This window comes from Rhodoferax sp. (assembly GCF_025354435.1).
Taxonomy (GTDB): domain Bacteria; phylum Pseudomonadota; class Gammaproteobacteria; order Burkholderiales; family Burkholderiaceae_C; genus Rhodoferax_B.
In genome coordinates this window covers 142,564-168,418 of the sequence record NZ_JANXMU010000060.1, presented here as the reverse complement: position 1 = coordinate 168,418, position 25,855 = coordinate 142,564, and the positions used below count along the sequence as shown (strand labels likewise).

Genomic DNA, 25,855 nt, shown 5'->3' with positions numbered 1-25,855 from the left:
TTGCGGTGCTGGGCGAATCCCGCTTCTTGGTCGGCGGCCAGGGCCAGGGTGTGTTGCTTCATCTTTGTCGCCTTGTGAGGGATGACAATACCAATGCAAGTCACGCGCCAGGTCGGGACTTATTCAGCGTTGCCTTAATGTGAACCGCTAGATGCCCCGGTATGCGATTTTGTATGTAAAGCTGCAGGCAGGCTGTGCCGTACGGCGGGTCCGGCAAGCCCGTGTTGCTGGGTGCTTATCTTTGGCGCGACTTCATGGCCCGCTCGACTTCGCGCTTGCCTTCGCGGTCCTTGATGGTGTCGCGCTTATCGTGCTCGGCCTTGCCCTTGGCCAGAGCGATTTCGCACTTGATCTTGCCCGCCTTCCAGTGCAGATTCAGCGGCACCAGGGTGTAGCCCTTTTGCTCCACCTTAACGATCATTTTCTTGATCTGCTCTTTGTGCAGCAGCAGCTTTTTGGTACGGACCTTGTCGGGGCTGATGTGCGTGGAGGCCGAATTCAGCGGGTGGATCTGGCAGCCGATCAGAAATAATTCGCCCGCGCGCACCACCACGTAGCCGTCGGTGAGCTGCACCTTGCCTTCGCGCAGCGACTTGACCTCCCAGCCTTCCAGCACCAGACCGCACTCGATGCGTTCCTCGAAGAAATAGTTGAAAGCGGCCTTTTTGTTGTCGGCAATGCGGGCGGTAGGATCGGGTTTTTTGGCCATTAGGTACTAGAGGAGAAGAGGGCGGGAGCAGGTTCTACAATCCCGCGTAGCCTTCCATTCTATGAAAAACGTCCACAAGTCCGTCCTCATCTGGTACAGCGCCGAAGAAATGTACGCCCTGGTCACCCAGGTCGCGCTGTATCCGCAGTTTTTACCCTGGTGCGACCAAGCCGCCGTGCTCAGCGAAGAAGCCAACGGCATGACTGCCGAAGTGGGTATTGCCTTTGGCGGCATCCACCAAAAATTTGTCACCCAAAACACCCACGTGACCGGCCCGGTAGGCCGCCAAGTGCTGATGAAGCTCATCAAGGGCCCATTTTCCAACCTGGATGGCACCTGGAGCTTTACCCCCGTGGGCGACGGTAGCCAACGGGCTTGCCGTGTCGATTTGCAATTGAACTACGGTTTTGACAATATTGCGCTGTCAGCTCTGGTGGGTCCGGTGTTCGACCGCATTGCGGGCAGTCTGGTCGATGCCTTTGTAAAGCGCGCCGAGCAGATCTATGGCTGATACCGCCTTGCACATCAGCGTGGTGTGCGCCGTAGCGGCGGGACAGGTGGTCGAAGTCACGGTGGATTTGCCCCAGGGTGCCTGTGTTGCCGATGCCCTGCATGCCTGCAGTGCGCTGCCCGCTTTTGCCGGTGTGGATATGCTGGCCTTGGACAGTGGGGTGTGGGGCAAGCTAGCGGCACACACCCAGCCGTTGGCAGATGGCGACCGGGTCGAGTTGTACCGCCCACTCACCGTAGACCCCAAAGTTGCCCGCCGTACGCGCTTCACCCGCCAAGGCGCAGGCCGGGCCGGCCTGTTTACCAAGAAGCGCGCTGGGGCGAAGGCGGGGTACTAGAAGCTAATCACGGGTGCTATTTGCATTCAGAGGCGATGACATCCTGTGTGCGCTTGGTTTCTGACGCGCGGGTAGCGTCGTCCAATATCTCACGCTCGCCTTTGTCATTGATACGGGCGATCCGAATACCGGAATCAAAAGTCGCTTTCGATTGCTTTGCGCGTGCACAGTTCTCGGCGCGGGCAGCAGCAGTTTTTTCAGACTCGATTTTCTTTTTAGCTGCTTCGGCATCTTCAGCCAGCTTTTTCTTTTCTTCCAGCGCCTTGTCTACGCCACTGATCTTGGGTGCCAAAGCGGCCGATGCCGATACTGTGGGAGCCGCAACTGGCGTATTTTTGGGTGCGCCGCCAGGTTGGCGCAAAATATTTTTAGCCGGAATATCGGGCGGCGGTCCACGGTCGCTGAACACTTTGCTGCCGCTATTGTCAATCCATTGCCATTGGGCAACAGCGCCCCATGACAAGGCACATCCCAGGGCCATTGCAAGCAATTTGTACGGTTTCATGGGCGGAGTTTAGCTGTGGGCCGTGTGGTTTTGCGCGCTTTGCACAGGTACCCACGCAATTGCTTCAAGCTTGTTACAGAAATAGGGGCTCTTGCGGGCTAGTACAATCTGACTTTTGGAGCTTTCTATATGCATCTGCTAGGAAAAGCGCTCACTTTCGACGATGTGTTGTTGGTGCCAGCGTTCTCCCAAGTCCTGCCCAAGGACACGTCTCTTGCGACCCGCCTCTCCCGTAACATTACCCTGAACCTGCCCTTGGTGTCTGCCGCCATGGACACCGTCACCGAAGCCCGCTTGGCCATTGCCATGGCCCAGGAAGGCGGCATGGGTATCGTGCACAAAAACTTTACGCCCAAGCAGCAAGCTGCCGAAGTGCTCAAGGTCAAGCGCTACGAATCCGGTGTGCTGCGCGATCCCGTCATCATCACCCCCAGCCACACCGTGCGCCAGGTGATCGACATGTCAGCCCAGTTGGGCATTTCCGGTTTTCCGGTGTGCGACGGTGGCAAGGTGGTCGGTATCGTCACCAGCCGCGACTTGCGGTTTGAAACCCGCTACGACGTGCCCGTCAGCCAGATCATGACCCCGCGCGAAAAGCTGGTCACAGTTATGGAAGGTGCGTCTTTGGCCGAAGCCAAGGCGTTGCTAAATAAGTCCAAGCTGGAGCGTTTGTTGGTCATCAACGACGCGTTCGAGCTCAAGGGCCTGATCACCGTCAAGGACATCACCAAGCAAACCAGTTTCCCCAACGCGGCGCGTGATGCCCGTGGCCAGTTACGCGTTGGCGCAGCGGTCGGCGTGGGCGAGGGCACCGAAGAGCGTGTTGAAGCCCTGGTGCGTGCCGGTGTGGATGCCATCGTGGTGGACACGGCCCACGGCCACAGCAAGGGCGTGATCGACCGCGTGCGCTGGATCAAACAAAACTACCCCCATATTGACGTGATTGGCGGCAACATTGCCACCGGTGCAGCGGCCTTGGCCTTGGTCGAAGCCGGTGCGGACGCGGTCAAGGTCGGTATTGGCCCTGGCAGCATTTGCACCACCCGCATCGTGGCGGGAGTGGGTGTGCCGCAAATCATGGCCATCGACAGCGTCGCCACCGCCTTGCTGGGCAGTGGTGTACCTTTGATTGCCGATGGCGGCATCCGCTACAGCGGCGATATTGCCAAAGCCATTGCCGCCGGTGCCAGCACCGTGATGATGGGTGGCATGTTTGCCGGTACCGAAGAAGCGCCGGGCGAAGTGGTGCTGTTCCAGGGCCGCAGCTACAAGAGCTACCGGGGCATGGGCAGCATCGGTGCCATGCAACAAGGCAGTGCCGACCGCTACTTCCAGGAAGTCAGCACCGAGAACCCCAATGCCGACAAACTGGTGCCCGAAGGCATCGAAGGCCGGGTCCCTTACAAGGGTTCCATGGTCTCCATCATCTTCCAAATGGCGGGCGGTATCCGCGCCAGCATGGGCTACTGCGGTTGCGCCACCATCGAAGATATGAAAAATAAAGCCGAATTTGTGGAAATTACCTCAGCCGGCATCCGCGAAAGCCATGTGCACGACGTACAAATCACCAAAGAAGCCCCCAACTACCGGTCAGAATAGCCCTGACAGTATTTTTGCTGTTGAGTTGTATACCGTTTAAAGGAGAAATTCTATGGGCATGATTTCGTTTATCAAAGAAGCGGGTGAAAAACTGTTTGGCAGCAAACCTGAAATTGCCGCTGCAGTCGCCGAGCCAACCAACGAAGAAAAGGCCGTGGCCGCCAACGCAGTTGCGTCGGAAGCCATTGGCAAATACATCGTGGCCCAAGGCCTGTCGACCGATGGCCTGACCATCAGCTTCAGCGGTGCCGACCAAATTGTCACCGTCGCCGGTGCTGTGGCCGACCAGGAAGCCCGTGAAAAAATCATCGTCTGCTGCGGCAACGTCCATGGCGTAGCCGGTGTGGCCGATGAAATGACCTGCCCCGAAGTCCCTGAATGCACCTACCACACGGTAGTAAGCGGTGACACCCTCAGCGCGGTGGCCAAAAAGGCCTACGGCAACGCCAATCTGTACCCACAGATTTTTGAAGCCAACAAGCCCATGCTGAGCAGCCCAGACAAAATCTACCCTGGCCAAGTTCTGCGGATTCCTCCGCAATAAGACCTTTCTTTGGAACCCACCGGGCAGCCCACGCGCTGCCCGTTTTTCATTCTCAAGCCCATGTCCACCCACCAAAAAATCCTCATCCTCGACTTCGGTTCGCAAGTGACCCAGCTCATCGCCCGCCGCGTGCGCGATGCCCATGTGTTTTGCGAAGTCCATCCCTGCGATGTAACGGACGAATGGATGCGCGCCTACGCCGCCGATGGCAACCTGAAGGGCATCATCCTGTCTGGCAGCCACGCTAGCGTGACCGAGGACACCACCGACCGCGCGCCCCAGGCCGTGTTCGATCTGGGCGTGCCGGTACTGGGCATTTGCTACGGCATGCAAACCATGGCGCAGCAACTGGGCGGCAAGGTGGAAACCGGCCACACCCGTGAATTTGGCTTTGCATCGGTACGGGCCCGCGGCCACACCGCGCTGCTCAAAGACATTGCCGACTTCACCACGCCCGAAGGCGAAGGCATGCTCAACGTATGGATGAGCCACGGCGACAAGGTCACCGAACTGCCACCCGGCTTCAAGCTGATGGCCAGCACCGACAGCTGCCCCATCGCCGGTATGGCCGACGAATCGCGCCATTTCTACGCCGTGCAGTTCCACCCTGAGGTGACCCACACCGTACAAGGCCAGGCGCTACTGAACCGCTTTGTGCTCGGTATCTGCGGCACCCGGCCCGACTGGATCATGGGCGACTACATCAGCGAGGCTGTGGCCCACATCCGCGCCCAGGTGGGCGACGAAGAAGTGATTCTGGGCCTGTCCGGCGGCGTGGACTCCAGCGTGGCTGCAGCCCTGATCCACCGTGCCATTGGCGACCAACTGACCTGCGTGTTCGTGGACCATGGCCTGCTGCGCCTGAACGAGGGCGACATGGTGATGGAGATGTTTGTCGGCAAGCTGCACGCCAAAGTGATCCGTGCCGATGCCAGCGACCTGTTCCTGGGTAAGCTGGCGGGTGTGACCGACCCCGAGGCCAAGCGCAAGATCATTGGTGGCGAGTTCGTCACCGTGTTCAAGCAAGAAGCCGCCAAGCTCAAAGGCGAGGGTGCCAAGGGTGCCAAATGGCTGGCCCAGGGCACCATTTACCCCGACGTGATCGAGTCTGGCGGTGCCAAAAGCAAAAAAGCCGTCACCATCAAAAGCCACCACAACGTCGGTGGCCTGCCCGCCGAGCTGGGCCTGAAGCTACTGGAACCCCTGCGCGAACTGTTCAAAGACGAAGTGCGCGAACTCGGCGTGGCCCTGGGCCTGCCGCACGACATGGTCTACCGTCACCCGTTTCCCGGCCCTGGCCTGGGCGTGCGGATTCTGGGTGAAGTCAAAAAAGAATACGCCGACCTGCTGCGCCGTGCCGACGCGATCTTCATCGAAGAGCTGCACAATTTCAAAGACGAAGCCACCGGCAAAACCTGGTACCAGCTCACCAGCCAGGCCTTCACCGTGTTCCTGCCGGTCAAGAGCGTGGGCGTGATGGGCGATGGCCGTACCTACGACTACGTGGTGGCCCTGCGTGCCGTGCAAACCAGCGACTTCATGACTGCCGACTGGGCCGAACTGCCCTACGCGCTGCTGAAGAAGGCGTCGGGCCGCATCATCAACGAAGTGCGCGGTATCAACCGCGTAACCTACGACGTATCGAGCAAGCCGCCTGCCACCATCGAGTGGGAGTGAGAGCAGGGAAGTTACTATTAAATTAGTAGCTTCTCATGTAGAGAATATATACGCTAGAGGCACTTTTTATCTAAAAATCATGCCGTGCGTGCTGCAGGAAAGTCCGCTAGCACGGTCGGCCTGCAGCCTAAAATACCGCCCATGCACCCCACCGTTGTCGCCCCTTGAACCCGCCCTTTGACCAGTACTCCAACGGGGCCTGCCAGTTGCTGTTTGCGGCCGAACGCCTGTTCGGCCAGCACGGCGTGGAGGGGGTGACGATTCGCGAGCTGCTGAAGGCCGCCGGGCAGGCCAACAAGTCGGCGGTGCACCATTATTTTGGTTCCAAAGAAGGCCTGCTGGAGGCCGCCCGCGACATGCGCGTGCCGCAGCTGGAAAAAGCCCGCACCCTGTGGATAGAGCGCCTGCCCCAGCCCGGCCCCGACCAGGTGGCCGCTTATCTGGCCGCCCTGTTCATGCCAGTGCTGGAAATTCTGGACGACCGGGAACTGCAGTCGTTTTCGCAGTTCAACCTGCGCCTGCTGCACGCCGACGGCTCCGACCAATCCATCATGCGCCTGGCCGCGGCGTCTCCTATGACGCAGCGCATCGTGGCCGGTCTGCATGCCTGCTCCCCCGACCGGACCGAGGCCCAGTTCAAAGCCCGCTTGCGCCTGGCCGTGGGCGTGTTGCTGGGCGGCGTGGCCGAATGGCAGCGGCTCAGCGAATCCACCGACGGTGCGCCGTATCCATCAGAAGCCGTGTTCTGGACCGACATGCTGGTGGCCGTAGCGGGCGTGCTCAGCGCCCCGGCGGCCCGCGAGGCCCTGGACATCACCGCCAACCTGCAGCGCCCTAAGCTGCAGCGCAAACCGCCCGCCAAAACGGCGCGGCGCAAGCCCACCCCCCCTCTGTAACTGCGCGGTTTTTGCGCTAAAGCCGCACCTGCGTTGCGGCAGGCAGCGGTGCGCGCGCTGCATCCGGTCCAGCCGTTTTAGTACGGGTAAATCCCAGTAAATTTTTATAAGTAAAACGCCTTAAGGCAATTTACTTAAAAAGCCTGCGTGGCTTTAATTCACAGGCGCTGAAACGATCCCCGACGATGGAAAGTTTTGCAGCGAGACGGTCCCGGTTGCCGCGTATGGCGCACCCGGGGCCTACCCAACGTACCTCAGGAGACAAGCCCATGGGCGCACCACAGGAAGCCACCGTCACGCGATGTCTGGCGCTATTCCACAGCACCGACATCCCCCACATGGACCAGATTGCACCACTGTTTGCCGAGCACGCCGTCTACCAGCCGCTGGTGCCGCGTGCCACGCCCAAGCAGGGCCGCACGGCCATCATTGCCGAGCTGATGCGCCAGTTTGGCCGCTACACCGAATGCCGCTGCGAGCTGCTGGCGATGGCCTCGTCCGACACCCATGTGTTCACCGAGCGCCGCGACCACGTGACCATGCGCAATGGCCACAGCATGTTTTCCAGCGTCAACGCCGTGTTCGAGCTGGACGCCCAGCACCGCATCACCGCCTAGCGCGAGTACTGGGACGCAGGCGATGTCGCCCTGCTGCTAGACACCACCGCCGAAGAATTGCACCAACGTTTATCGGAGACCGCCCCATGATCTTGACCAGTCTGCACATCGACCCGGCCGCTTTCGCAGAACGCACCGGCTGGGCCATCAAACCGCAAGGGGCCTGCAAAGGCGAGGCCTGCGTGCCGCTGCCCGCGAACGCTCGCCAGGCCGACGGCACGCTGGATGCCCGGGTGCTGAGCGAGCGCCTCGGCATGCCACTGGTGGAAGAGGCCGGGCGCAGCCTGTGGGCGCTGGGGCCCGAGTCGGGCGTGACGGGCCGGGCCCTGACCACCGCCATCGCCCCGGAACTGGTGCTGCCCGATGTGAACGGCAAGCCGTTTCGCCTGTCCAGCCTGCGTGGCAAGAAGGTGCTGCTGACCACCTGGGCCTCCTGGTGCGGCTGCCGTACCGACTTGCCGCTGTGGCAAAAGCTGCGCGAAAAACTGTATCCCCAGGGCCTGGAGATCGTCACCGTGGCCCTCGACACCGAGGGTGCCAAGGCCGCCCGCCAGTACATCGAAGCCGCCCAGCCCGAACACCCTTCGTTGATCGACGCGGGCCATCTGGTGGACGAACTGTTTGGTGTAGTCAACGTGCCCAATGGCGTATGGATCAACGAAGAAGGCGTGATCGTGCGGCCCGCCGAACCCGCCTGGCCCGGCTACACCAAGGTCAGCGAGTGGAAAGAAGAGGGCATGAACGCCAACCAGCGCCAGATGCTGACCCATGTGCGCAAGATTCGCTACGAGACCGACCTGTACCTGGAGATGCTGCTGGACTGGGTGGCCCACGGCAGCCAAAGCCGCTATGTGCTGGCCCCGGACGAAGTGATTGCCCGGTCGCAGCCCCGTTCGGCCGACAACGCCCGCGCCGCTGCGCATTTCGAGCTGGGCTAGCACCTGCACACTGCCGATGAGCACGCCGCCGCCGTGCCGCACTGGCGCCAGGCCCACCGTCTGCAGCCCAACAACTGGACCTACAAGCGCCAGGCCTGGAGCATCGAAGACCCCGGCTCCCAGCACGACACCGATGCGTACGACAGCAACTGGCTCAAAGACGTGGAGCAGATCGGGGCCGAAAACTACTACCCCAAGATCGTTGCCTAGCAAAAAATTAAAACCGCAGAGACAAATTCCATGACCCAACGTATTTTGACCGCCAGCGCGCTGCTGGCGCTGGCCCTGCACGCCGCCGCGGGCGTGTCTGCCGACGACGCGAAACAGCTTGGCACCACCCTGACCGAGTTTGGTGCCGTCAAGGCAGGCAACAAAGAGTGCAGCATTCCGCCCTACACCGGCGGCCTGCGCAAAGCCCCGGCGGGCTTTGTCCCCGGCAGTAGCACCTGGGCCGACCCATATGCGGACGACAAACCGCTGGTGCGCATCGATGCCAAAAACCTGACCCAGTACGCCGACAAGCTCAGCGCTGGCCAGCAAAACCTGATCAAGAAGTTCCCCAACAGCTACTACATCGACCTCTACCCCAGCCACCGCACCGTCACCTACCCGGACAAAGTGCTCAAGGTCACACTGCGCAACGCCACCACCTGCCAGACGCAGAAGGACAACCTGGCCGTCGACCCCGCCTGCCGGGGCGGCATACCGTTTCCGATTCCGCGCAGCGGCTACGAGGTGATGTGGAACCAGTTGCTGCGCTACATTGGCGACACCGACGTGATCACGCCCGCGGGCCGCACCTACATCGTCGATGCCGCCGGTCGCCCCACGCTCACCTCCGAAGTGTTCAGCCGCACCGAGGTGCCTTACTACCAGGTCGATCTGGACGACCGCGACCCGCACCTGTACTGGCGCACCTATTCGGTCACCCGGGCCCCGTCGCGCAAAGCCGGCGAGGTCAGCGGCCTGATGGACTTTCTGGACCCCACCATCAAGCCGCGTCGGGCCTGGAACTACACCCCCGGTCAGCGCCGCGTGCGGCTGGCGCCGGAGTTCTCGTACGACACACAGGTGGCCTCCATCGGTGGCGAGCAGTTTTACGACGAGCTGTTTTTGTTTTCCGGCACCATGGACCGGTTTGACTTCAAGCTGGTGGGCAAAAAAGAAATCATCCTGCCCTACAACAACTACAAGCACTACTTCAACTGCCCCACCGAAGAAGAGTTCTTGCCCCAGCACGCCAACCCGTCCTGCGAGCGGTTTGAGCTGCACCGCGCCTGGGTGGTCGAGGCCACGCTCAAGCCCGACATGCGCCACGCCTACTCCAAACGCACCTACTTCCTGGACGAGGACGGCTACGGCTCCGGCATGTTCGACGCGTACGACCAGCAGGGCGGGCTCTACCGCACCTCGTTCAACATGATGGTGCAGCTCTACGACGTGGGCCACGCCTACGCGGTCAAAAACCTGACCTACGACTTCCAGAAAAACATGTACAGCATGGTGGGCGACTTGGCCAAGGGCGGGCTGGTGGTGTCTACCGGCACCGTGGCCGACCGCGACCAGAACCCGGATGCCATCGTCAGCAAGATGACCGTGCGCTGATCTTTCCCCTTGTGTCTCCCACTCGGCGGCCCGGTGCCGCCGGGCCCTAACTTTGCCCAAAGATCCTATGCACACCCCCGAAGAAATTTTGTTGGGCCATTATATCGAATCGCAGATGGGCGGGCGCGTCACCAGTCTGGTGCGCCAAACCCGCTGGCGCAAAGCCTGGTTTGCCGAGCTGGAGCGCGACGGCACAGTGGTGCCGCTGTATATCCGCGGCGACAAGCAACTGGATGCCGAACCCTTTCCCGGCCTGGCGCGCGAAGCCGCCATCCTGCGCCAGCTGGAGGCCGACGGCATCTTGGTACCGCACATCCACGGCGTATGCCCCGACCCACTGGCCATCGTGATGGACCGCACCCCCGGCGTGCGCGATGTCGCCCAGGCGGCGGACGACGCGCAGCGCCAAAGCATTGCCGAGCAGTACGTGGCCCAGCTGGCCCGCATGCATGCGCTGGACACCGCGCCCTTTGTGGCCGCCGGTATCGGCCTGCCCGCCGATGCGCGCAGCAATGTGCTGGCCTACCTGGATGCCAACCTGCCGCTGTATGCGCGGGGCAAGCGTAAACCGCAGCCATTCGTGGAATTCGCCATGCGCTGGATGCGCCGCAACGCGCCCACGGGCCGCACCCGCAGCAGCTTTATCCACTGCGATGTGGGGCAGTTTTTGTTTGTGGACGGAAAAATCACCGGCCTGTACGACTTTGAAGCCTCGCACATTGGCGACCCGCTGGCCGATCTGGCATCGCTGCGCACCCGCGACGGCTTTGAGCCCCTGGGGGCCGATGTGTCGCACCTGGTGCGCTACTACCAGCAGCTCACCGGCGAGGCCGTGGACCCCTGGGCGCTGAGCTTCCATACCGCCTGCTTCTCGCTGACCTCGGTCATGGCCTTATCGGGCCCGCTGAGCGAACCCGGCGCGCACCGTCTCGAGCTGGAGTACCTGGTCTGGGATCTGATGACCCGGCGCGCCACGGTATGGGCCATGGCCGAATGCATGGACGTTCAGATTGCGCCCAGCCCGCCGTTCCTACCCCAGCCGGGCCGCCAGGCCTTGCTGTTCAACGTGCTCGGCCAGGCCGTGGCGCGCGGGCCGATTGCCACCGACATGGACCGCCACCACCGCGACAGCGCCGCCACCCTGGCCCAGTGGGCCGGGCTGGTGGATGCCGCCGGGCCCCAGGCCGCCCAGCGCGAGCGCGACAGCCTGGCCCGGTTCATCGGCCCGGTACCGGCATCGTGGGATGCGGCGGATGCTGCCTTCGAGCAGTTTGTGCAGCAGGCCGGGCCTGAGCACGACCAGGCGCTGCTGCGCCACTTTGCCCTGCAGCTGGAGGACCAGATCGCCATGGCCCAGCCCCTGCACGCCCGGCTGGCGGGCTACGCGCTCAAGCCGGTGGTGCTGTAAGCCGCCAACAACCAACAAAGGAGACAAACCCATGCCTATCCGTACCCCCCACCGCCGCCTGACTGCCATCGTGCTGGCCATCGGCAGCCTGGCCGCGCCCAGCGCCCGCGCGTCCGAAATCGCCACCGGCAACCCAGACCTCAGCCTGCGCATGGACACCACCATCCGCTACAACCTGGGCGTGCGCGCCGACAAGCAAGACAGCCGCATCCTGGCCAACCCCACCTATGACGAATCCGACGGCAAGTTCAAACGCGGCGATGTGGTCACCAACCGGCTGGACCTGCTGGGCGAGGTGGACCTGAACTGGAAGAACCAGCTCGGCGTGCACGCCAGCGCCTCCGGCTGGTACGACAAGGCCTACGACGACCACAGCGTGCAAACCACGGTGCCCGGCTACAGCTCCAGCTACGTCAACAACACCTACAGTCCGACGGTCCGGCGCTACGTCAACGGCCCGTCGGGTGAATTTCTGGACGCCTTTGTGTGGGGCAACTTCAACCTGGGGGCCACGCCGGTCAGCCTGAAGGTGGGCCGCCACACCAACTACTGGGGCGAGGGCCTGCTGATAGGCGCGCACGCGATTTCATATTCGCAGGCCCCCACCGACGGGGCCAAGGCCGTCACCAGCCCGGGCATCGAGACCAAAGAGGTGTTTTTGCCGCTGGGCAATGTGTCGGCCCGGGCGCAGCTGAGCAACCGCCTGAGCGTGCAGGGCCAGTATTTCTTTGAATGGAAACCTACGCGCCTGCCCTACGGCGGCACCTACTTTGCCCCGGCCGACATGCTGTTTGAAGGGCCAGACCGCCTGCCCGTATCGCCCACCGGCACCGCTTTCACCCACGTGGATTCGCTCACCCCCAAGAACACGGGCAACTGGGGTGTCAGCGCCAAGTACAACGCCGAAGAGATCGAGTCCAACATCGGCCTGTACTACCGCCGCTTCAACGACTACCAGCCCTGGTTTGCCCCGCAAACGCTGGCGGCGCTGGGCCAGTACCGGCTGGTCTACCCCAAAAACGTACAACTGTTTGGTGTGAGTGCGGCCCGGGTGATCGGCCCGGTCAGCGTGGGCTCCGAGCTGTCGTACCGCATGGATGGGGCGCTGAACGCCTCGGGCATCAGCGCGGTCGACAACGAAGGCCCGCGCGGCGACACCTTCCATGCCGTGGTGAATGGCGTGTATTTGCTGCCCAAGTCGGCGCTGTCAGATACCGGCAGCCTGGTGGCCGAGCTGGCCTACAGCCAGTTGACGCGGGTGACTTCGCACCCCGAGCTGTACAAGGGCGAGGGCTATGGCAGTTGCCGTGCCGTGGCCACACCGGGGGTGGCGACATCGGGTTCCAAGGACGATGGCTGCTCCAGCAAGCAGTACCTGGGCGTGGCGCTGAACTTCACGCCCCAGTGGCTGCAGGTGCAGCCCTCGTGGGACATGGAGCTGCCGATGTCGCTCAGCTACGGCATCCACGGTAACGCCGCCAGCAGCGGCGGTGGCAGCGAGAAAAGCGCCTCCTGGGCCGTGGGCGTGAAGTTCACCTACGCGCAAACCCACGAGTTCACCCTGCGCTACGCCGACACCATCGCCGGGCCTGCCAAGTACAACGCCGCAGGCACCGCGCTGGCGGGTGGCAATGGGGGCGTGGGCAACACCGACCGGGGCTGGGTGGTGTTTACCTACAAAACCGGTTTCTGAGTGGATGGTTTACAAATACTACCAAATTTGTAGCTGCTAGCGTATATGCAATATACGCTACAGGCCTATTTTATGTATAATTTCTAGGCCACGGCCAGCAGGTGTGGCCGGCGCTCCAGCAGGGCGATGATGTTCGGCAGCAGCACCTCGGTGGCGCGCCGTCCGGCCTCCACCAGGTAGGGCATGGCGGCGGTGTCAAACAGGCTGACGCGCCGCTCCAGCTGCGGAAACACGCGCAGCAGGTGCATGCCGTCGGCTTCGGCGCTGGCCAGCCGGGCGTACATCAGGTTGTTGGTCATGGCCGAGGTCACCTGGGCCAGCAGCCGCGACGGTTTGTTGACGCGCTGCGGCATCAGGGCTTCAAAGCCCAGCGCGATCACGGCAAGGGCATCGCTAGCGGCACTGACCGGCAGCGGGTCCGACACAAAGCCGTCCACCAGCCGCCGCCCGTCCAGGTGCTGTGGCGCAAACATGAAGGGCATGGCCACGCTGGCGCGCAGGGCATCGACCACCCGGCCCCGGCGGATGACGACCGCCGCACCGGTAGCGGCATCGGTGGCCGTGATGCGCAAGGGCAGGGGCAAATCCTCCAACCGCAGGTCACCAAAGGCGGCGTGCATGCGGGCCAGGATGAGCCGGTCGTCGCGTAGGCTGAAGTTGGCATCGAAGCGGCCCCAGCGCGGCCAGACCATCTGCGGAATCGCCCGCCAGCGCGGTGTTTGGGTGATCTCGGTCGTCCACAGCGTGGTGGCGATGCGCAGTGCGTCGGCCATTGGCATCCCTAGTGCGATGGGCGTGCCAAACAAGGCCCCGGCGCTGCAGCCCACCACCAGGTCGGGCCGTATGCCTTCGCGCGCCAGCACCTCGGCCATGCCCAGTGCTGCAATGCTGCGCACGCCGCCGCTGCCCAGTACCAGCGCAAGCTTTGGCTCGGGCACGTGGGAAGAATGGGATACAGGGCTATGCACGGTGGGCTCCGGCCATGTGGCGGACCCTGGCGCTCCAGCCATGGGGCGCTGCGGGCACCTGGCTCAGGCGCAGGGCCGATTCGGCATGCACCAGCTGCGGGTCTTCGGCATCGGGCGTGCAGCAGAAGTGGCAGCGTTGCATCAGCCCCAGCATGGCCCGGTTGTCGGCCTGTACTTCGCCGTGCAGCCAGTGCAGACCAGCGTGGGCGGCGGTGTTGCCCAAAGCGCGCATGGCCCGCTCGCCCAGACCCCGGCGTTGCCAGCGGTCGTCCACCACCAGGGCGAACTCGGCACCGTCGCTGCTGTCGTCCACGCAATAGCGGGCTTCGGCCACGATCTGGAGTTGGCCCCAACGCTGGGCCGTCAGTACAAAAGCCACCTGGCCGCTGCGCTCCAGCGGCTCCAGCAGGGCAGGGCGGCTGTTGACACCGCCGTGAAAGCGGTTGTGCCGGGCGCGGGGCGACAGGCGCTCCAGCATGGCATCCAGCAGCGGGCCGTCCTGGGCTTGCATGGGTCGCAAAGTAAGCACGCTGCCGTCGCGCAAGCGCCAGGTGTCATGGGCGGGGTCTGGCGGGTGTGAAGAGGTAAACATGGCCGAAAGCTCCTGGCTGAGCGGCCATTTTTGAGGTTTTACCGGGACCGGTCTGTCCCCATCCGTAGCGACATCGCAGCCAGCACATCCTGCGCCAGGCTCCACACGGTGAGCGGTGCCGAGCCTTCGGCCTTGTTGCTGATGGTGACGAAAGCATTCTGTCCCCGACCGATGGTGCCCGCCACGGCTTTGGCCAGGGCGAGGCGGGTGTCCGGGTCGGGGTCCACGATGGCATTGAACGGAGCGTACAAATCACGCGCATCTTCGTAGCCGTAGGCACCATGCAGGCGGTTCAGGTTCCAGCGACAGACCAGCGGGCCAGGCCAGAGGGCGCGCAGCATGCCGAGTTGTTCGCGGATGGGCGGCAGCTTGGGGTGCAGGCCGAGACAATAGGTTGCGCCCGCCCCACGCAGCACGGTGACGAAATCGGGCGTGAGGAAGGCCGGGTCGCGCACTTCCACCGCAACCACACCGTCCGGCGCGGTGGGTTGTAAAGTGGGCAGGGCGGCGAGCATCCGGCCCAGCCGCGCCAGCACTTCCGGCATGCGGGCCAACAAGGTCGGTGGCAGCGGGCTGAGTTGGAACACCAGCGCGCCGACCTTGTGGCCCAGGCCTTCCAGCGCAGGCACCACGAACTCCTGCACGGCCAGTTCGGCATTCAGGAAAGCGACGTTGGTCTGCTGGCCGCGGCCGTTTTCGGCGCGCACCAGGGCATCGGTGACCAGGCTCGGCGCTTTCACCACGAAGCGAAAGTCGTCGGGTACCTGGGCTGCGTACGCTGCATATTGGCTGGCGCTGAGGGCGCGGTAGAAGTTGCGGTCCACGCTCACGGTGCGTAACAGCGGGTGCTGGGCGTAGGCCGCCAGGCCGTGTTTGGAAAGCGCGGTGTCGGCGTAGTCGCCATCCCACAGCAAGCCGGCCCAGCCGGGATAGGTCCATGACGAGGTGCCCATCCTCAGGTGGCGTGGCAGGGCTTGGGCCAGCGCGGCCCAGGCCGGGTCGGGCGGCTGAGGACGAACCGACGTGGTGCCTTTGGCCGACGGGCGCACTACCGAAGCTGGCGGCTGCTCGTTGCTGTTGTTATCGCCAAACTCGGGAAAGAGCGGGGGTTGTTGGGCCATGGGGGGTTTTGTCCGTTAAACGCTGGACCCCACCATCAACCCGGCAGGTAGCGGAAGCAGCGTTCGCTGTGGTCGTCCACCATACCCACGGCCTGCATCCAGGCGTAGATGGTCACTGCGCCGACAAACTTGAAGCCGCGCTGTTTGAGGGCTTTGGAGATATCGGCCGACAGCGGCGACTGGGTCAGCACCACACCGTTGCCCTTGATCGGCGCGCCGCCCACCATGCCCCACAGCCAGGTAGAAAAGTCCACGCCCGCCGCCTGCATGGCCAGGTAGGCCTGGGCGTTGCCAATGGTGGCCTCGATCTTGGCGCGCGAGCGCACGATGCCCGCGTCTTGCATCAACCGGTCGACATCGGCAGGCGTGAAGCGGGCCACGGCTACCGGGTCGAACTGGGCGAAGGCGGTACGAAAGCCCTCGCGCTTGCGCAAAATGATGGCCCACGACAGCCCGGCCTGGAAGCTGTCGAGCACCAGTTTCTCCCACAGCTTGCGGCTGTCGCGCTCGGGCACGCCCCATTCTTCGTCGTGGTAGGTGGCCATCAGCGGGCTGCTGTCGGCCCAGGTACAGCGGCAGAGTGGGGTGGTCATCGGTTGGGTTTCCTGTGCGGAGCTGGGTGGAGTTGGGGGGAGGACGAGTGTAAGGCGGCATCCACGGGGCGAGGTTGTGGCGGAGTAGCTTGCAAAAACCTGGCGAATGTCTGTAGCTATTCGTAGTGACAGGCGGACATATCGCCCCGTGCGCCCCGACAATGGTTCGAAACCTACCGCCCAAGCGCCATGCCCAACCCTGCCCTCTCGCCACCCATCCAGGTTGCCCTAGTCGAGGACGACGTGTTTTTTGCGCAGGCCCTGGCCGATGCCATCCAGGCCGCGGCGAGCATGGACTTGCAGGGCATGGCGGCCAACTGCCAGCAGGCCCGGCAGATGCTCACCACCCCGGCAGCCGATGTGCTGCTGGTCGATCTGGGCTTGCCGGACGGGTCGGGCCTGGACATCATCCGCGCCGCCCAGCAGCTGTGGCCGCGCTGCCTGGTGATGGTCAGCACCGTGTTTGGCGACGAAGCCCACGTGATCCAGAGCCTGGAGGCCGGGGCCAGCGGCTATTTGCTCAAAGACAGCACGCCCGCGCTCACGGTGGAAGAAATCCGCAACGTCTACGCCGGGGGCAGCCCCATCAGCCCGCTGATTGCGCGCCAGTTGCTGACCCGGTTTCGCTACGCCATGGCCAGCGAATCTGCGCCCATGCCGCTGGCTTCCAGCCTGGTGCCGCAGATGCCGCAAGAGGAGCAGGCCCGCCTGTCGCCGCGCGAGCGCCAGGTGCTGGACTACATCACCAAGGGTTTCAGCTACGAGGAAATTGGCGTGCTGATGGGAGTGTCGCGCAACTCGGTGCTGAGTTTTGTGCGGCGCATTTACGCCAAGCTCAAGGTGCGCTCGCAGCTGGAAGCCATTTATGAAGCCCGCGTCCAAGGTCTACTGGCTCCTTAGCCTGGCCACACTGGCGCTGGCCGCAGCCATGGTGCTGTGGCTGGAGCACCGGCTGGATAACACCAGCGCGCAGCATATCGAGCAGGCGCAGTGGATGACCGGCTCCGGCGGCTCGTTTGCCCCCTTGCCCCCCGAGGGCACCGTGGCGGACGGCTCCTGGCAGACCAGGGCGCTGCCCCTGACCTGGCCGCAACCCCTGCAAGCCCCGCTGGATGCCTCCCCGCGCCTCACCTGGCTGCAGGTGAATGTGGGCGATCTACCCGCCACCCCCGGTGGCCTGGTGCTGTACCTGCCGCGTTGGCAAACCATAGGCCGCATTGCGGTGTATGGCGACGACAAGCTGCTGTTTCGCTCGGTGGGCGACGCGGTCTGGAACGGCTTTAACCACCCGCTGTGGGTGCCGCTGGATGCCCACGGCACCGTGCCCGCGCCCCGGCTGCTGCGCCTGCGCATCGACAGCCTGGCCAACGCGGGCGGCACCGTGTCCAGCCTGTGGATTGGCCCGGCAGAGGCGCTGCTGCCACGCTACCGGCTGCGGCGCATGCTGCAAACCGGTCTGGCCGAGGTAATGGGCATGGCGTTTCTGGGGCTGGGCGGGTTTGCGTTTGCGGTGTGGCTGCTGCGCGAGGAACGCACCTATTTGTTGTTTGCGCTGTTCACCCTGCTGTGGGTGCTGCGCAGCCAGCGCTTCCACGTGGGGCTGGAGCCGCTGACCCTGCCCAGCGTGTGGTTTGGCTGGATGACCATCAATGCGGGTAATGCGCTGCTGGTCACCTGGTACGCCTTCATGTGCACCCTGGTGCCCACCGCGCCGCGCTGGCCACTGAAGGCGCTGCTGGGCTTGCTGCTGCTGTCCAGCGCCGTAACCTTGCCACTGCTGTCAGACACGGCCTGGCTCAACGCGCTGGCACCGTTGCCCTACCTGGTGACCAACCTGGCGGGCATTCCCGCCACGCTGTTGATGGTCTGGGCCGCCTGGCGGCACGGTGGGCGCGAGGGCATGGTGGCTGCCAGCATCGGCCTGCTGCATGTGCCGGTAGCCGTGCACGACTGGATGCTGCAAAGCTACCTGGTCAACCCCGAGCACATCTACGCCTGGCCGTTCTCCACTACCTTGCGCCTGGCCATGTTTTTGTACGTCATTCTGAACCGCTACGTGGGCGCCGTGGACACCGCCGAGCAGGCCAATCTGCGCTTGGCCCAGCGCCTGCGCGAGCGCGAGACCGAGCTGGCGGCCAGCTATGAGCAGCTACGCAGCGCACAGCAGCGCCAGGTCTTGAGCCAGGAGCGCCAGCGGCTGATGCAAGACATCCACGACGGTATGGGCTCGCAGCTGATGAGCGCGTTGAAGGTGGCCGAATCCGGCGGCCTGAGCGAGGCGCAGATGGCCCTGGTGCTGCGCGAATGCATCGACGACCTGAAGCTCACGGTGGATTCGCTGGAGCCGGTAGAGGCCGACCTGCTGCTGTTGCTGGCCACGCTGCGCTACCGGTTGGCCCCACGCCTGGAGAGTTCGGGCCTGCGCCTGCGCTGGGAGGTGGTGGACGTGCCCGCGCTCACCTGGCTGGACCCGCGCAGCGCCCTGCATGTGCTGCGCATCCTGCAAGAGGGCATTTCCAACACCTTGCAGCACGCCAGCGCCACCGAACTGCGGGTGGCGACGGGCGAGGCCGAAGGTGGCGTGTTTGTGCTGCTGGTCGACAACGGCCAGGGCTTCCAGCCCAAAGTGCACATGGGCCGCGGCTTGTCCAACATGGCGCGGCGGGCCCACGCGATTGGCGGCACGGTGGCCTGGGATGCCGTGCCGGGCGGCACGCAGTTCCGGCTCTGGCTGCCGCTGCGGATTTGCTGATTTATTTGCTGGCCTGTTGGGTGGTTTCCTTGGGCCAGTAGTCATTGACTTCTTGCACGGTGAAGTAGCGGCATTGCCCGGTAGCCGACTGCAAAAACACCTTCTGCTTGGCGTTCAGCTCAGGCGACTGGGGGTGGAAGCAATGCTCTGCGTCGCACATGATGCCGGTGGTGGGCTGGCCCACCGCCGCCATGATGATGGGCGGGCAGAAGAACACCAGTTCGTCGTCCGCCGCCATGGCGGGCAGGCAGCTGGCGATGCCAAGCAAGGCGGTCGCGAACAAAGACGTGGTTTTGGCGGTGAAATGCAACATGGTGGCTCCTTAAAAATCCATGCTGGAAGTATTGGAGATGGCCCCCAATTGGTCTGTAGCTATCCATAGCGACAGCCGAAATGGCGCCGGGCAGACCGTAAAATCTGCCCTTGTTCACCACCGGGATATGTGATGCGCGCCATCTTCAGTGTTTTGGGTTTGTTGCTCGTGGTGGTGGTCATCAGCCTGCTGGCCAAGAAGCAAATTGCCCCCATGGTGGCCACGCCGCAAGGCACGGCATCGGCCCAGCAACTTCCACAGCAAGTCAAGCAAGCGGTCGATGCTGCGCTGCAAACACCGCGTAGCATGCCGGATGAAAAACCTTAAGCTTTTTAGGCCTCTAGCGTATATTCTGCTTACGTTAGTAGCTATTATAAATATAGCAAATACCCGATGACCGATTTCGATGCCATGCAACTCGCCCTGGCCCAGGCACGCCTGGCAGCAGCAGCGGGCGAGGTGCCGGTGGGGGCCGTCATCCTGAAAGACGGCGTGGTCATCGCCACCGGCCGCAACGCCCCCATCGACGGGCACGACCCCACGGCGCATGCCGAAATCAACGCCCTGCGCGCGGCGGCCCAGGTGCTGGGCAACTACCGGCTGGAGGGCTGCGAGCTGTTCGTCACCCTGGAGCCCTGCACCATGTGCAGTGGGGCCATGCTGCATGCGCGGCTGCAGCGCGTGGTGTTTGGTGCGTCCGATGCCAAAACCGGCGCGGCCGGGTCGGTGATCAACGTGTTTGCCCAAGCGCAATTGAACCACCAGACGCAAGTGCTGGGCGGCGTACAGGCCGAAGAATGCACGGCGCTGCTGCAGGACTTCTTCCAGCAGCGCCGTGCCGACCACAAGCGCAACCACCACCCGCTGCGGGAAGACGCTTTACGCACCCCGGACACCGCTTTTGGCGCGCTGCCCCTCACCCCGTGGGCATCGCGTTTCACCAGTGACCTGCCCGCACTCGGCGGGCTGCGCATGCATTACTGGGATGAACGCCCGGCCACTGCGGCAGACCAGCCCCTGACCTATCTTTTGCTGCACGGCTTCCAGAGCTGGAGCTACGGCTACCGCGCCCTGTTTGCGGCGTTACTGCACGCCGGGCACCGCGCCGTGGCCCCCGACCTAGTGGGCTTTGGCAAAAGCGATAAGCCTAAAAAAGAAAGCTTCCACCGCTTCGCCACCCACCAGCAGATCCTGCAGGAATTCATGGTGCAACGGGATCTGCAGCAGGTGGTGTTGGTGCTGCCCGCCGACAGCGCCCGGCTGGGCCTGGCGGTGGCCATGGCCCTGCCGCAGCAAATTGCGGGCGTGCTGGCCATAGGCTGCGCGGCCCGGCAAAGTGAAGCCGACAGTGACGCCGATCGCGCGCCTTTTCCCGACAAAGGCAGCCAGGCGGGTCCGCGGGCTTTCCCGGCCATGCTGGCGCAGACGGATAAAGACTTCAGCAGCCAGGCGGTGCGCACGTTTGTGCAAGGCCTGGGGCCGGGCCGGGTACTGCGGGTGGCCGAAGCAGCCCGCCCCATGGGCCCGGCAGATATTTTTCAAGGCGCCACGCAGTGGACGCTGCCGGCATCGGCGCAGGAGCCGGGTGCAGCCATTGCCCACCGCGCGCTGGCGTTCTTTAGTAACAGTAATTTACCCAGCAAGTAGGTAGATATTAGATGAACAACCCGTTGGACGCGTAAGCGCTAGAAATCTACAGTCCCTCCATCGCCTTTTACAAGGCTTGTCAGTTGGAGAAAAAATGGCTGTTACGCATCTTACCCCGGATTCGCAGACCCTGCACCCTGCAGGGCGGCGCGGGCCACCGCAGCTGTTGCGGCTATTGCCGGGCTTGGCCTTAAGCGGGGCAATAGCCGCCGTAGCGATGGCGCTGGGCCGTGTCGACTGGCTGCAACAGCACGGCTTGAGCGCGCTGACGCTGGCCATCGTGCTGGGTATGGTGGTGGGCAACACCGCGCTGCCGCTGTTCCCCCAGATGGGCCGGGCGGTGGGGCCGGGCGTGCAGCTGTCCAAGCAAACCCTGCTGCGTTTGGGCATTGTGTTGTACGGCCTGCGGCTGACGGTGCAAGACGTGGGCCATGTGGGGCTGGCGGGTGTGGTGATCGATGCGCTGGTGCTGGGCTCCACCTTTGGCTTGGCCTGCTGGATCGGCACCCGCTGGCTCGGTCTGGACCGCACAACGGCCATGCTGATTGGCGCTGGCAGTTCGATTTGCGGAGCCGCTGCCGTGATGGCGACCGAGCCGGTGCTGCGCGCCCGGGCCGAGCAGGTGACGGTGGCGGTGGCCACGGTGGTGGTGTTTGGCACCGTGGCCATCTTTGTGTACCCGCTGCTGTTTACGCTGAACCAGCATTGGCAACTGGTCCCTGGCGGCGCGCAGGCCTTTGGGCTGTATGCGGGCTCCACTATCCACGAGGTGGCCCAGGTTGTGGCCGCGGCCCGAGCGATCGGCCCGGATGCCGCAGATGCCGCGGTGATCGCCAAGATGGTCCGGGTGATGATGCTGGCCCCGTTTTTGGTGGTACTGTCTGCCTGGTTGGCACGTGACGAGGCCCGGGCGGGCAACGCCTCTGCCAGCGCTCCCACCAAATTGGCCATGCCCTGGTTTGCCCTTGGGTTCATTGCGGTGGTGCTGTTCAATTCGCTGCACTGGCTGCCCGCACCGGTGCTGGCCGTTATCGCCGAAGTAGACACCGCGCTGCTCGCCATGGCCATGGCCGCCCTGGGCCTGGCAACCCACCTGGGTGCCATCCGCAAAGCCGGGATCAAACCGCCGCTGCTCGCGGCCATGCTGTTTGGCTGGCTGATCGCTGGGGGGGCCTTGATCAACCGCTGGGTTCCCGCTGTGCTGGGCTAAAAACCTGACCGCGATGGGATACTAGGCGCGTGACAAAACATATCTACATCTTTTCCCCCTCTGGCGCGGTTCGTGACAAAGCCGCTTTCAAACGCGGCGTGGCCCGGCTCAAAACCCTGGGCTACGCGGTCGAGATCGACCCCGATGCGCTCAAAAGCCATATGCGCTTTGCCGGTGACGATGCCACCCGCGTAGCCGCCATCCACCGGGCGGCCGCCAGCGGTGCCGACATTGCGCTTACCACCCGCGGCGGCTACGGCCTGACCCGCATTTTGGCCAGCATTGACTACCAAGCCGTGGCCAAGTCGATTGAAAAAGGCACCCAGTTCGTGGGCTACAGCGACTTTACCGCCCTGCAAAACGCCGTGCTGGCGCAAACCGGGGCCATCACCTGGGCCGGCCCGGCGTTGGGCGAGGGCTTTGGCGTAGAAGGCACACCCGACGACATCATGGAAGCCTGCTTTGACGACCTGGTGGGCGGGCAGGGCGAGGGCACGGGCTGGCGGCTAGGGCGTGAAGATGCCCAGCTTGCTATCGATTCCGTAGCTGCCAGCGCAGATGAAGTAAGCGCAGATGGCGATTTCTATTTAAAAGATGCAGTTTTGTGGGGTGGCAACCTGTCGGTACTGGTGTCCCAGCTGGGCACGCCGTACTTTCCCCACATACAGGGTGGCATTTTGTTTCTGGAAGATGTGGGCGAACACCCGTACCGCATTGAGCGCATGCTGACCCAGTTGCTCTACAGCGGGGTGCTGGCGCGCCAAAAAGCCATTGTGCTGGGCCAGTTCACCGAATTCACCAAGGTGCCGCACGACGGCACTTTCCGGCTGGCTACTGTGGTGGCGTGGCTGCGCAGCCAGCTCAAGGTGCCGGTGCTGACCAATTTGCCCTTCGGCCATGTACAGACCAAGGTGCTGCTGCCCGTGGGTGCCACGGTGGAGTTGGCGCTACAGGGCCGCGAGGCGCTGGTGGTCTGGGGCCATGTGTCGCATGGCGGTGCAGACCACCACCATGGCCACCACGATCATCATGACCACAGCGGCCATCACCACCACTGAGCACCTTTCAGCCAGAACGCAAGCCCCCCCCCCCAGAAACGCCGCAGTCTGGGGGGCTCAACGAAGTCGACTGGAGCGCGACACCAAGCCCTTGGGCAAGAGGCCCTGAAACAGCGGAGCCATCTGCTCCATCCGCGCACGGGCAGCACTTTCGCCATCGCGGTTGGCCAGCACGCCCATCAGGTCGGCACGCAGGAACCACAGGGTTTGCACGTCTTTTGCATAGGCCACGCGGTGCTGCAAGGCCGGGCCCTCAAAACCATCGACTTCGCCCAAATACGCCAGCATGGTGGAGCGTACCTGCTCCAACTGTTGCGCACGCCCGGCATCTGCCCGCGCAGTATCCACACCAATGATGTTGTAGAAGCTGTTTTTGATGGAGGTGGAGTCCCAAGCCATGGACGGATGCGTGCGTGTGTAGAAGAATGAATTAAATGCGAAACATGTGACAAATTACACATTACAGTAGCACAAGCCCCTTGTCAAAGCACCATAGACGCCGTGCTTTGGTAACTGCATGTAAATCATCCCGGAAAATTTACGGCAGAAGGAAACATTTTGAATCTGCCTTGGTACCCAAAAAATGGAGTGTCTGCCGAGTGTGTTCGTTTGCATTCATAATTTGTCTTGTAAAGCGCATGCAATCCGATAGCTTTCATCTGCAGCACTAAACTGCATTCACCATTTATCTGACCATTAACAACAAAGTCTCCAGCATGGGCGTACAGGCCACCGTCGTATTTGCCGATCTCACCGGGAGCACCGCCTTCTATGTGGCGCTTGGCAACGAAAAAGCCACCCGTGCGGTGACCCGTATCACCCAGTGGATTGGCGAGGTGTGCGAGGCCCACCAAGGCCGGGTGGTCAAAAAGCTGGGCGACGGCGTGCTCGCCGTATTTGCCGACGCAGGCAACGCCGCCAACGCAGTGATCGCCATCCAGCGTGGCCACCAGCAGCGTCTGCTGAAGTGGCCCGATGCCATCCGCATGGAAATCAAAGCCGGTATCGCCCGTGGCGAGGTGGTGGAAGTGGATGGCGATTGCTATGGCGATGCGGTCAACGTCGCCTCGCGCCTGAGCGATTTGTCCGGCGGCAACCAGATTTGGGCAACCGAATCGGTAGTGGCCGAGGTGGATGATGCGCTGGGGTTGCGCTTTATGAGCCTGGGGCCGGTTAATTTGCGGGGCCGCCATGAAGCTGTGCCGCTGTACAAGATTGAATGGCAAGAGGATGCCCGCACCGAATTTGTCACCATGCAGGCCAGCCTGGCCGACCTCGAGCGGCCTGGAGCCCACCAAGTGGGGCACATCCACCTGGCGTATCTGGATGTCAACCGCAGTTTTTCATCGCACGACATACCGGTGCACCTGGGTCGTGCCGACCAGGCCGAGTTTTTTATCAAAGACCCGCGCGTATCGCGGCTGCACGCCCGCATTGCTTGGCGCAACGGCGCATTTTTTATCACTGACCTGAGCAGCTTTGGAACCTGGGTGCGGTTTACCGGCAGCGACACCGATGTACCCCTGCGCCGCGATGAATGCCAGCTGCACGGCACCGGAGAAATTGCCCTGGGCATGCCGTTCAATGACATCAGTGCCCCTACAGTGCACTTCAGTTTTTCGCCGCAAGGGCCCTCGTTTTATGGGACTACGGGCTAGCGGGCGCATTGTGTAGGTCTGTGGGAGCTAAAATTTGCATACAGCGCCAGAAACCGTGTTTCTGAGCAACTTATGAATAAACTTGCTCCTATAGCCATGACGAAAAAATCCAATATCGACTTTGAAGACATGAACCTGCAGGTGGGTGTGCGCCTGCAGATCATGTCGAGCCAGTCGGCCAACCCCACGGTGCACTACACCACGCTGATCGGTTTTGTGCCAGGCGAGTATTTGCTGCTGAAGATTCCGCAAGAAAGTAGCGCCATGCCTGAGGGCGAAAACGTCATCATCCGAGTGTTCTCGGGGGTGTCGGTGTTTACCTTTAGTAGCAAGGTTGAGTCGGTGGTCACGGCACCGCGCGCCTTTTTGCTGCTGGCGTTTCCCAGCGCCATCCAAAAGGTGGGCCTGCGCAAGGCGGTGCGGGTCAAGGCCAATTTGCCAGTCAAGATCAAAAGCGGTCTCGACCCCAAGAACTTCAAAATGGCCACGCTGTCGGACATCAGTCTGAGCGGTGCGCTGGTATCTACTGCCCGGCCTTTGGGCACCTCGGGCGACCTGATCGACATTGAATTTACGCTGCGCGACCAGGCATCGGACCGCGACGTGACCATCACCACCACCGCCTCGATCCGCAGCGTGCAGCAGTCGGCGGGCAGCACGGCCGACGGGGCCACGTTCCACACGGTGTACTCGCACGGCATCAACTTCCATGACATCGAAGCAGCCGACCAGGTGATTCTGCAGAACTTCGTGTACGAGACTTTGCTGATCCACCGCACCTGATGTGAATTGCTATTAAATAAATAGCTAAAAGCGTAGGTGAAATATGCGCTAGAGGCCTAAAAATTATATATTTTTAGGCCTCTTTTCCTTTCTGCAAACCGTCACGTGGTTGTCATGAATT

At 62.9% G+C, this 25,855-nt stretch carries 26 protein-coding genes and 1 pseudogene; 19 read left to right on the top strand and 8 right to left on the bottom strand.

What is annotated here, in order from left to right:
- Positions 1 to 235: 235 nt before the first annotated feature.
- Positions 236 to 709 (bottom strand): SsrA-binding protein SmpB, encoded by a 474-nt coding sequence (gene smpB / locus Q0T48_RS16290; RefSeq protein WP_295958181.1) that lies wholly within the window; start codon positions 707 to 709, stop codon positions 236 to 238.
- Between the two features lie 61 nt (positions 710 to 770).
- Between smpB and Q0T48_RS16285 the strand changes: the two genes are divergently transcribed.
- Both Q0T48_RS16285 and Q0T48_RS16280 read left to right on the top strand, forming a co-directional pair.
- A complete protein-coding gene (locus tag Q0T48_RS16285; protein ID WP_295958179.1) occupies positions 771 to 1,220 on the top strand; it encodes a type II toxin-antitoxin system RatA family toxin in 450 nt (149 codons plus the stop codon).
- A complete protein-coding gene (locus Q0T48_RS16280; RefSeq protein ID WP_295958177.1) occupies positions 1,213 to 1,557 on the top strand; it encodes an RnfH family protein in 345 nt (114 codons plus the stop codon). The genes Q0T48_RS16285 and Q0T48_RS16280 overlap by 8 nt, the downstream gene beginning before the upstream one ends.
- A gap of 16 nt (positions 1,558 to 1,573) precedes the next feature.
- Here Q0T48_RS16280 and Q0T48_RS16275 read toward each other — a convergent pair whose 3' ends face one another.
- Positions 1,574 to 2,062, bottom strand: a complete 489-nt coding sequence (locus Q0T48_RS16275; protein ID WP_295958174.1) for a DUF4124 domain-containing protein — start codon at positions 2,060 to 2,062, stop codon at positions 1,574 to 1,576.
- A gap of 129 nt (positions 2,063 to 2,191) precedes the next feature.
- Between Q0T48_RS16275 and guaB the strand changes: the two genes are divergently transcribed.
- The 9 genes and pseudogenes from guaB (at position 2,192) to Q0T48_RS16230 (ending at position 13,039) form a co-directional block, all read left to right on the top strand.
- Positions 2,192 to 3,661, top strand: coding sequence for an IMP dehydrogenase (guaB, locus tag Q0T48_RS16270; protein ID WP_295958173.1), 1,470 nt, complete (start codon positions 2,192 to 2,194; stop codon positions 3,659 to 3,661).
- Between the two features lie 52 nt (positions 3,662 to 3,713).
- Positions 3,714 to 4,205 carry a peptidoglycan-binding protein LysM gene (lysM, locus tag Q0T48_RS16265; protein ID WP_295958171.1) on the top strand — a complete coding sequence of 164 codons (492 nt, stop codon included), beginning with the start codon at positions 3,714 to 3,716 and terminating at the stop codon, positions 4,203 to 4,205.
- Positions 4,206 to 4,265: 60 nt separating this feature from the next.
- Positions 4,266 to 5,882, top strand: a complete 1,617-nt coding sequence (gene guaA / locus Q0T48_RS16260; RefSeq protein WP_295958168.1) for a glutamine-hydrolyzing GMP synthase — start codon at positions 4,266 to 4,268, stop codon at positions 5,880 to 5,882.
- A gap of 164 nt (positions 5,883 to 6,046) precedes the next feature.
- Positions 6,047 to 6,778: a TetR/AcrR family transcriptional regulator gene (locus Q0T48_RS16255; RefSeq protein WP_295958165.1), complete on the top strand. Its 732-nt coding sequence runs from the start codon at positions 6,047 to 6,049 to the stop codon at positions 6,776 to 6,778.
- A 269-nt stretch (positions 6,779 to 7,047) separates the two neighbouring features.
- Positions 7,048 to 7,395 carry a nuclear transport factor 2 family protein gene (locus tag Q0T48_RS16250; RefSeq protein WP_295958162.1) on the top strand — a complete coding sequence of 116 codons (348 nt, stop codon included), beginning with the start codon at positions 7,048 to 7,050 and terminating at the stop codon, positions 7,393 to 7,395.
- Positions 7,396 to 7,481: 86 nt separating this feature from the next.
- Positions 7,482 to 8,543: pseudogene (locus Q0T48_RS16245) on the top strand (ResA-like WAxxUGC motif-containing protein).
- A gap of 30 nt (positions 8,544 to 8,573) precedes the next feature.
- Positions 8,574 to 9,938 (top strand): DUF1329 domain-containing protein, encoded by a 1,365-nt coding sequence (locus tag Q0T48_RS16240; RefSeq protein WP_295958159.1) that lies wholly within the window; start codon positions 8,574 to 8,576, stop codon positions 9,936 to 9,938.
- Positions 9,939 to 10,005: 67 nt separating this feature from the next.
- Complete coding sequence (locus Q0T48_RS16235; protein WP_295958157.1) at positions 10,006 to 11,346, top strand: phosphotransferase; 1,341 nt, start codon at positions 10,006 to 10,008, stop codon at positions 11,344 to 11,346.
- 31 nt (positions 11,347 to 11,377) lie between these two features.
- Positions 11,378 to 13,039 carry a DUF1302 family protein gene (locus Q0T48_RS16230; protein WP_295958154.1) on the top strand — a complete coding sequence of 554 codons (1,662 nt, stop codon included), beginning with the start codon at positions 11,378 to 11,380 and terminating at the stop codon, positions 13,037 to 13,039.
- Positions 13,040 to 13,122: 83 nt separating this feature from the next.
- Here the strand turns inward: Q0T48_RS16230 and Q0T48_RS16225 are convergent, their stop codons facing one another.
- Genes Q0T48_RS16225 through Q0T48_RS16210 form a run of 4 tightly spaced genes read right to left on the bottom strand, consistent with a single transcriptional unit; the run spans position 13,123 to position 16,313 of the window.
- Positions 13,123 to 14,007, bottom strand: coding sequence for a patatin-like phospholipase family protein (locus tag Q0T48_RS16225; RefSeq protein WP_295958151.1), 885 nt, complete (start codon positions 14,005 to 14,007; stop codon positions 13,123 to 13,125).
- Positions 14,000 to 14,599: a GNAT family N-acetyltransferase gene (locus tag Q0T48_RS16220; RefSeq protein ID WP_295958147.1), complete on the bottom strand. Its 600-nt coding sequence runs from the start codon at positions 14,597 to 14,599 to the stop codon at positions 14,000 to 14,002. Before Q0T48_RS16220 ends, Q0T48_RS16225 begins: the two co-directional genes overlap by 8 nt.
- 38 nt (positions 14,600 to 14,637) lie before the next feature.
- Entirely contained in the window at positions 14,638 to 15,720 is a 1,083-nt protein-coding gene (locus Q0T48_RS16215; RefSeq protein WP_295958142.1) for a DUF72 domain-containing protein, read from the bottom strand.
- A 35-nt stretch (positions 15,721 to 15,755) separates the two neighbouring features.
- Entirely contained in the window at positions 15,756 to 16,313 is a 558-nt protein-coding gene (locus tag Q0T48_RS16210; protein ID WP_295958140.1) for a DNA-3-methyladenine glycosylase I, read from the bottom strand.
- Between the two features lie 189 nt (positions 16,314 to 16,502).
- Between Q0T48_RS16210 and Q0T48_RS16205 the strand changes: the two genes are divergently transcribed.
- A complete protein-coding gene (locus Q0T48_RS16205; protein ID WP_295958137.1) occupies positions 16,503 to 17,213 on the top strand; it encodes a response regulator transcription factor in 711 nt (236 codons plus the stop codon).
- Positions 17,179 to 19,065 (top strand): ATP-binding protein, encoded by a 1,887-nt coding sequence (locus Q0T48_RS16200; RefSeq protein WP_295958134.1) that lies wholly within the window; start codon positions 17,179 to 17,181, stop codon positions 19,063 to 19,065. Before Q0T48_RS16205 ends, Q0T48_RS16200 begins: the two co-directional genes overlap by 35 nt.
- A gap of 1 nt (position 19,066) precedes the next feature.
- Here the strand turns inward: Q0T48_RS16200 and Q0T48_RS16195 are convergent, their stop codons facing one another.
- Positions 19,067 to 19,378, bottom strand: coding sequence for a hypothetical protein (locus Q0T48_RS16195; RefSeq protein ID WP_295958132.1), 312 nt, complete (start codon positions 19,376 to 19,378; stop codon positions 19,067 to 19,069).
- Between the two features lie 132 nt (positions 19,379 to 19,510).
- Between Q0T48_RS16195 and Q0T48_RS16190 the strand changes: the two genes are divergently transcribed.
- The 4 genes from Q0T48_RS16190 (at position 19,511) to Q0T48_RS16175 (ending at position 23,293) form a co-directional block, all read left to right on the top strand.
- On the top strand, positions 19,511 to 19,705 hold the full coding sequence (locus Q0T48_RS16190) for a hypothetical protein (protein ID WP_295958129.1): 195 nt from the start codon (positions 19,511 to 19,513) through the stop codon (positions 19,703 to 19,705).
- 66 nt (positions 19,706 to 19,771) lie between these two features.
- Entirely contained in the window at positions 19,772 to 21,025 is a 1,254-nt protein-coding gene (tadA, locus tag Q0T48_RS16185) for a tRNA adenosine(34) deaminase TadA (RefSeq protein ID WP_295958126.1), read from the top strand.
- Positions 21,026 to 21,119: 94 nt separating this feature from the next.
- Complete coding sequence (locus Q0T48_RS16180; RefSeq protein WP_295958123.1) at positions 21,120 to 22,235, top strand: YeiH family protein; 1,116 nt, start codon at positions 21,120 to 21,122, stop codon at positions 22,233 to 22,235.
- Positions 22,236 to 22,264: 29 nt separating this feature from the next.
- Positions 22,265 to 23,293: an LD-carboxypeptidase gene (locus Q0T48_RS16175; protein ID WP_295958118.1), complete on the top strand. Its 1,029-nt coding sequence runs from the start codon at positions 22,265 to 22,267 to the stop codon at positions 23,291 to 23,293.
- Between the two features lie 57 nt (positions 23,294 to 23,350).
- On the opposite strand, the gene Q0T48_RS16170 is transcribed toward Q0T48_RS16175, so the two are convergent.
- Positions 23,351 to 23,692: a hypothetical protein gene (locus Q0T48_RS16170; protein WP_295958115.1), complete on the bottom strand. Its 342-nt coding sequence runs from the start codon at positions 23,690 to 23,692 to the stop codon at positions 23,351 to 23,353.
- Between the two features lie 317 nt (positions 23,693 to 24,009).
- Here Q0T48_RS16170 and Q0T48_RS16165 point away from each other — a divergent pair, with 317 nt between their 5' ends.
- Both Q0T48_RS16165 and Q0T48_RS16160 read left to right on the top strand, forming a co-directional pair.
- On the top strand, positions 24,010 to 24,951 hold the full coding sequence (locus tag Q0T48_RS16165; protein ID WP_295958112.1) for an adenylate/guanylate cyclase domain-containing protein: 942 nt from the start codon (positions 24,010 to 24,012) through the stop codon (positions 24,949 to 24,951).
- Between the two features lie 96 nt (positions 24,952 to 25,047).
- Positions 25,048 to 25,734 carry a flagellar brake protein gene (locus tag Q0T48_RS16160; protein ID WP_295958110.1) on the top strand — a complete coding sequence of 229 codons (687 nt, stop codon included), beginning with the start codon at positions 25,048 to 25,050 and terminating at the stop codon, positions 25,732 to 25,734.
- The last annotated feature ends 121 nt before the right edge of the window (positions 25,735 to 25,855 follow it).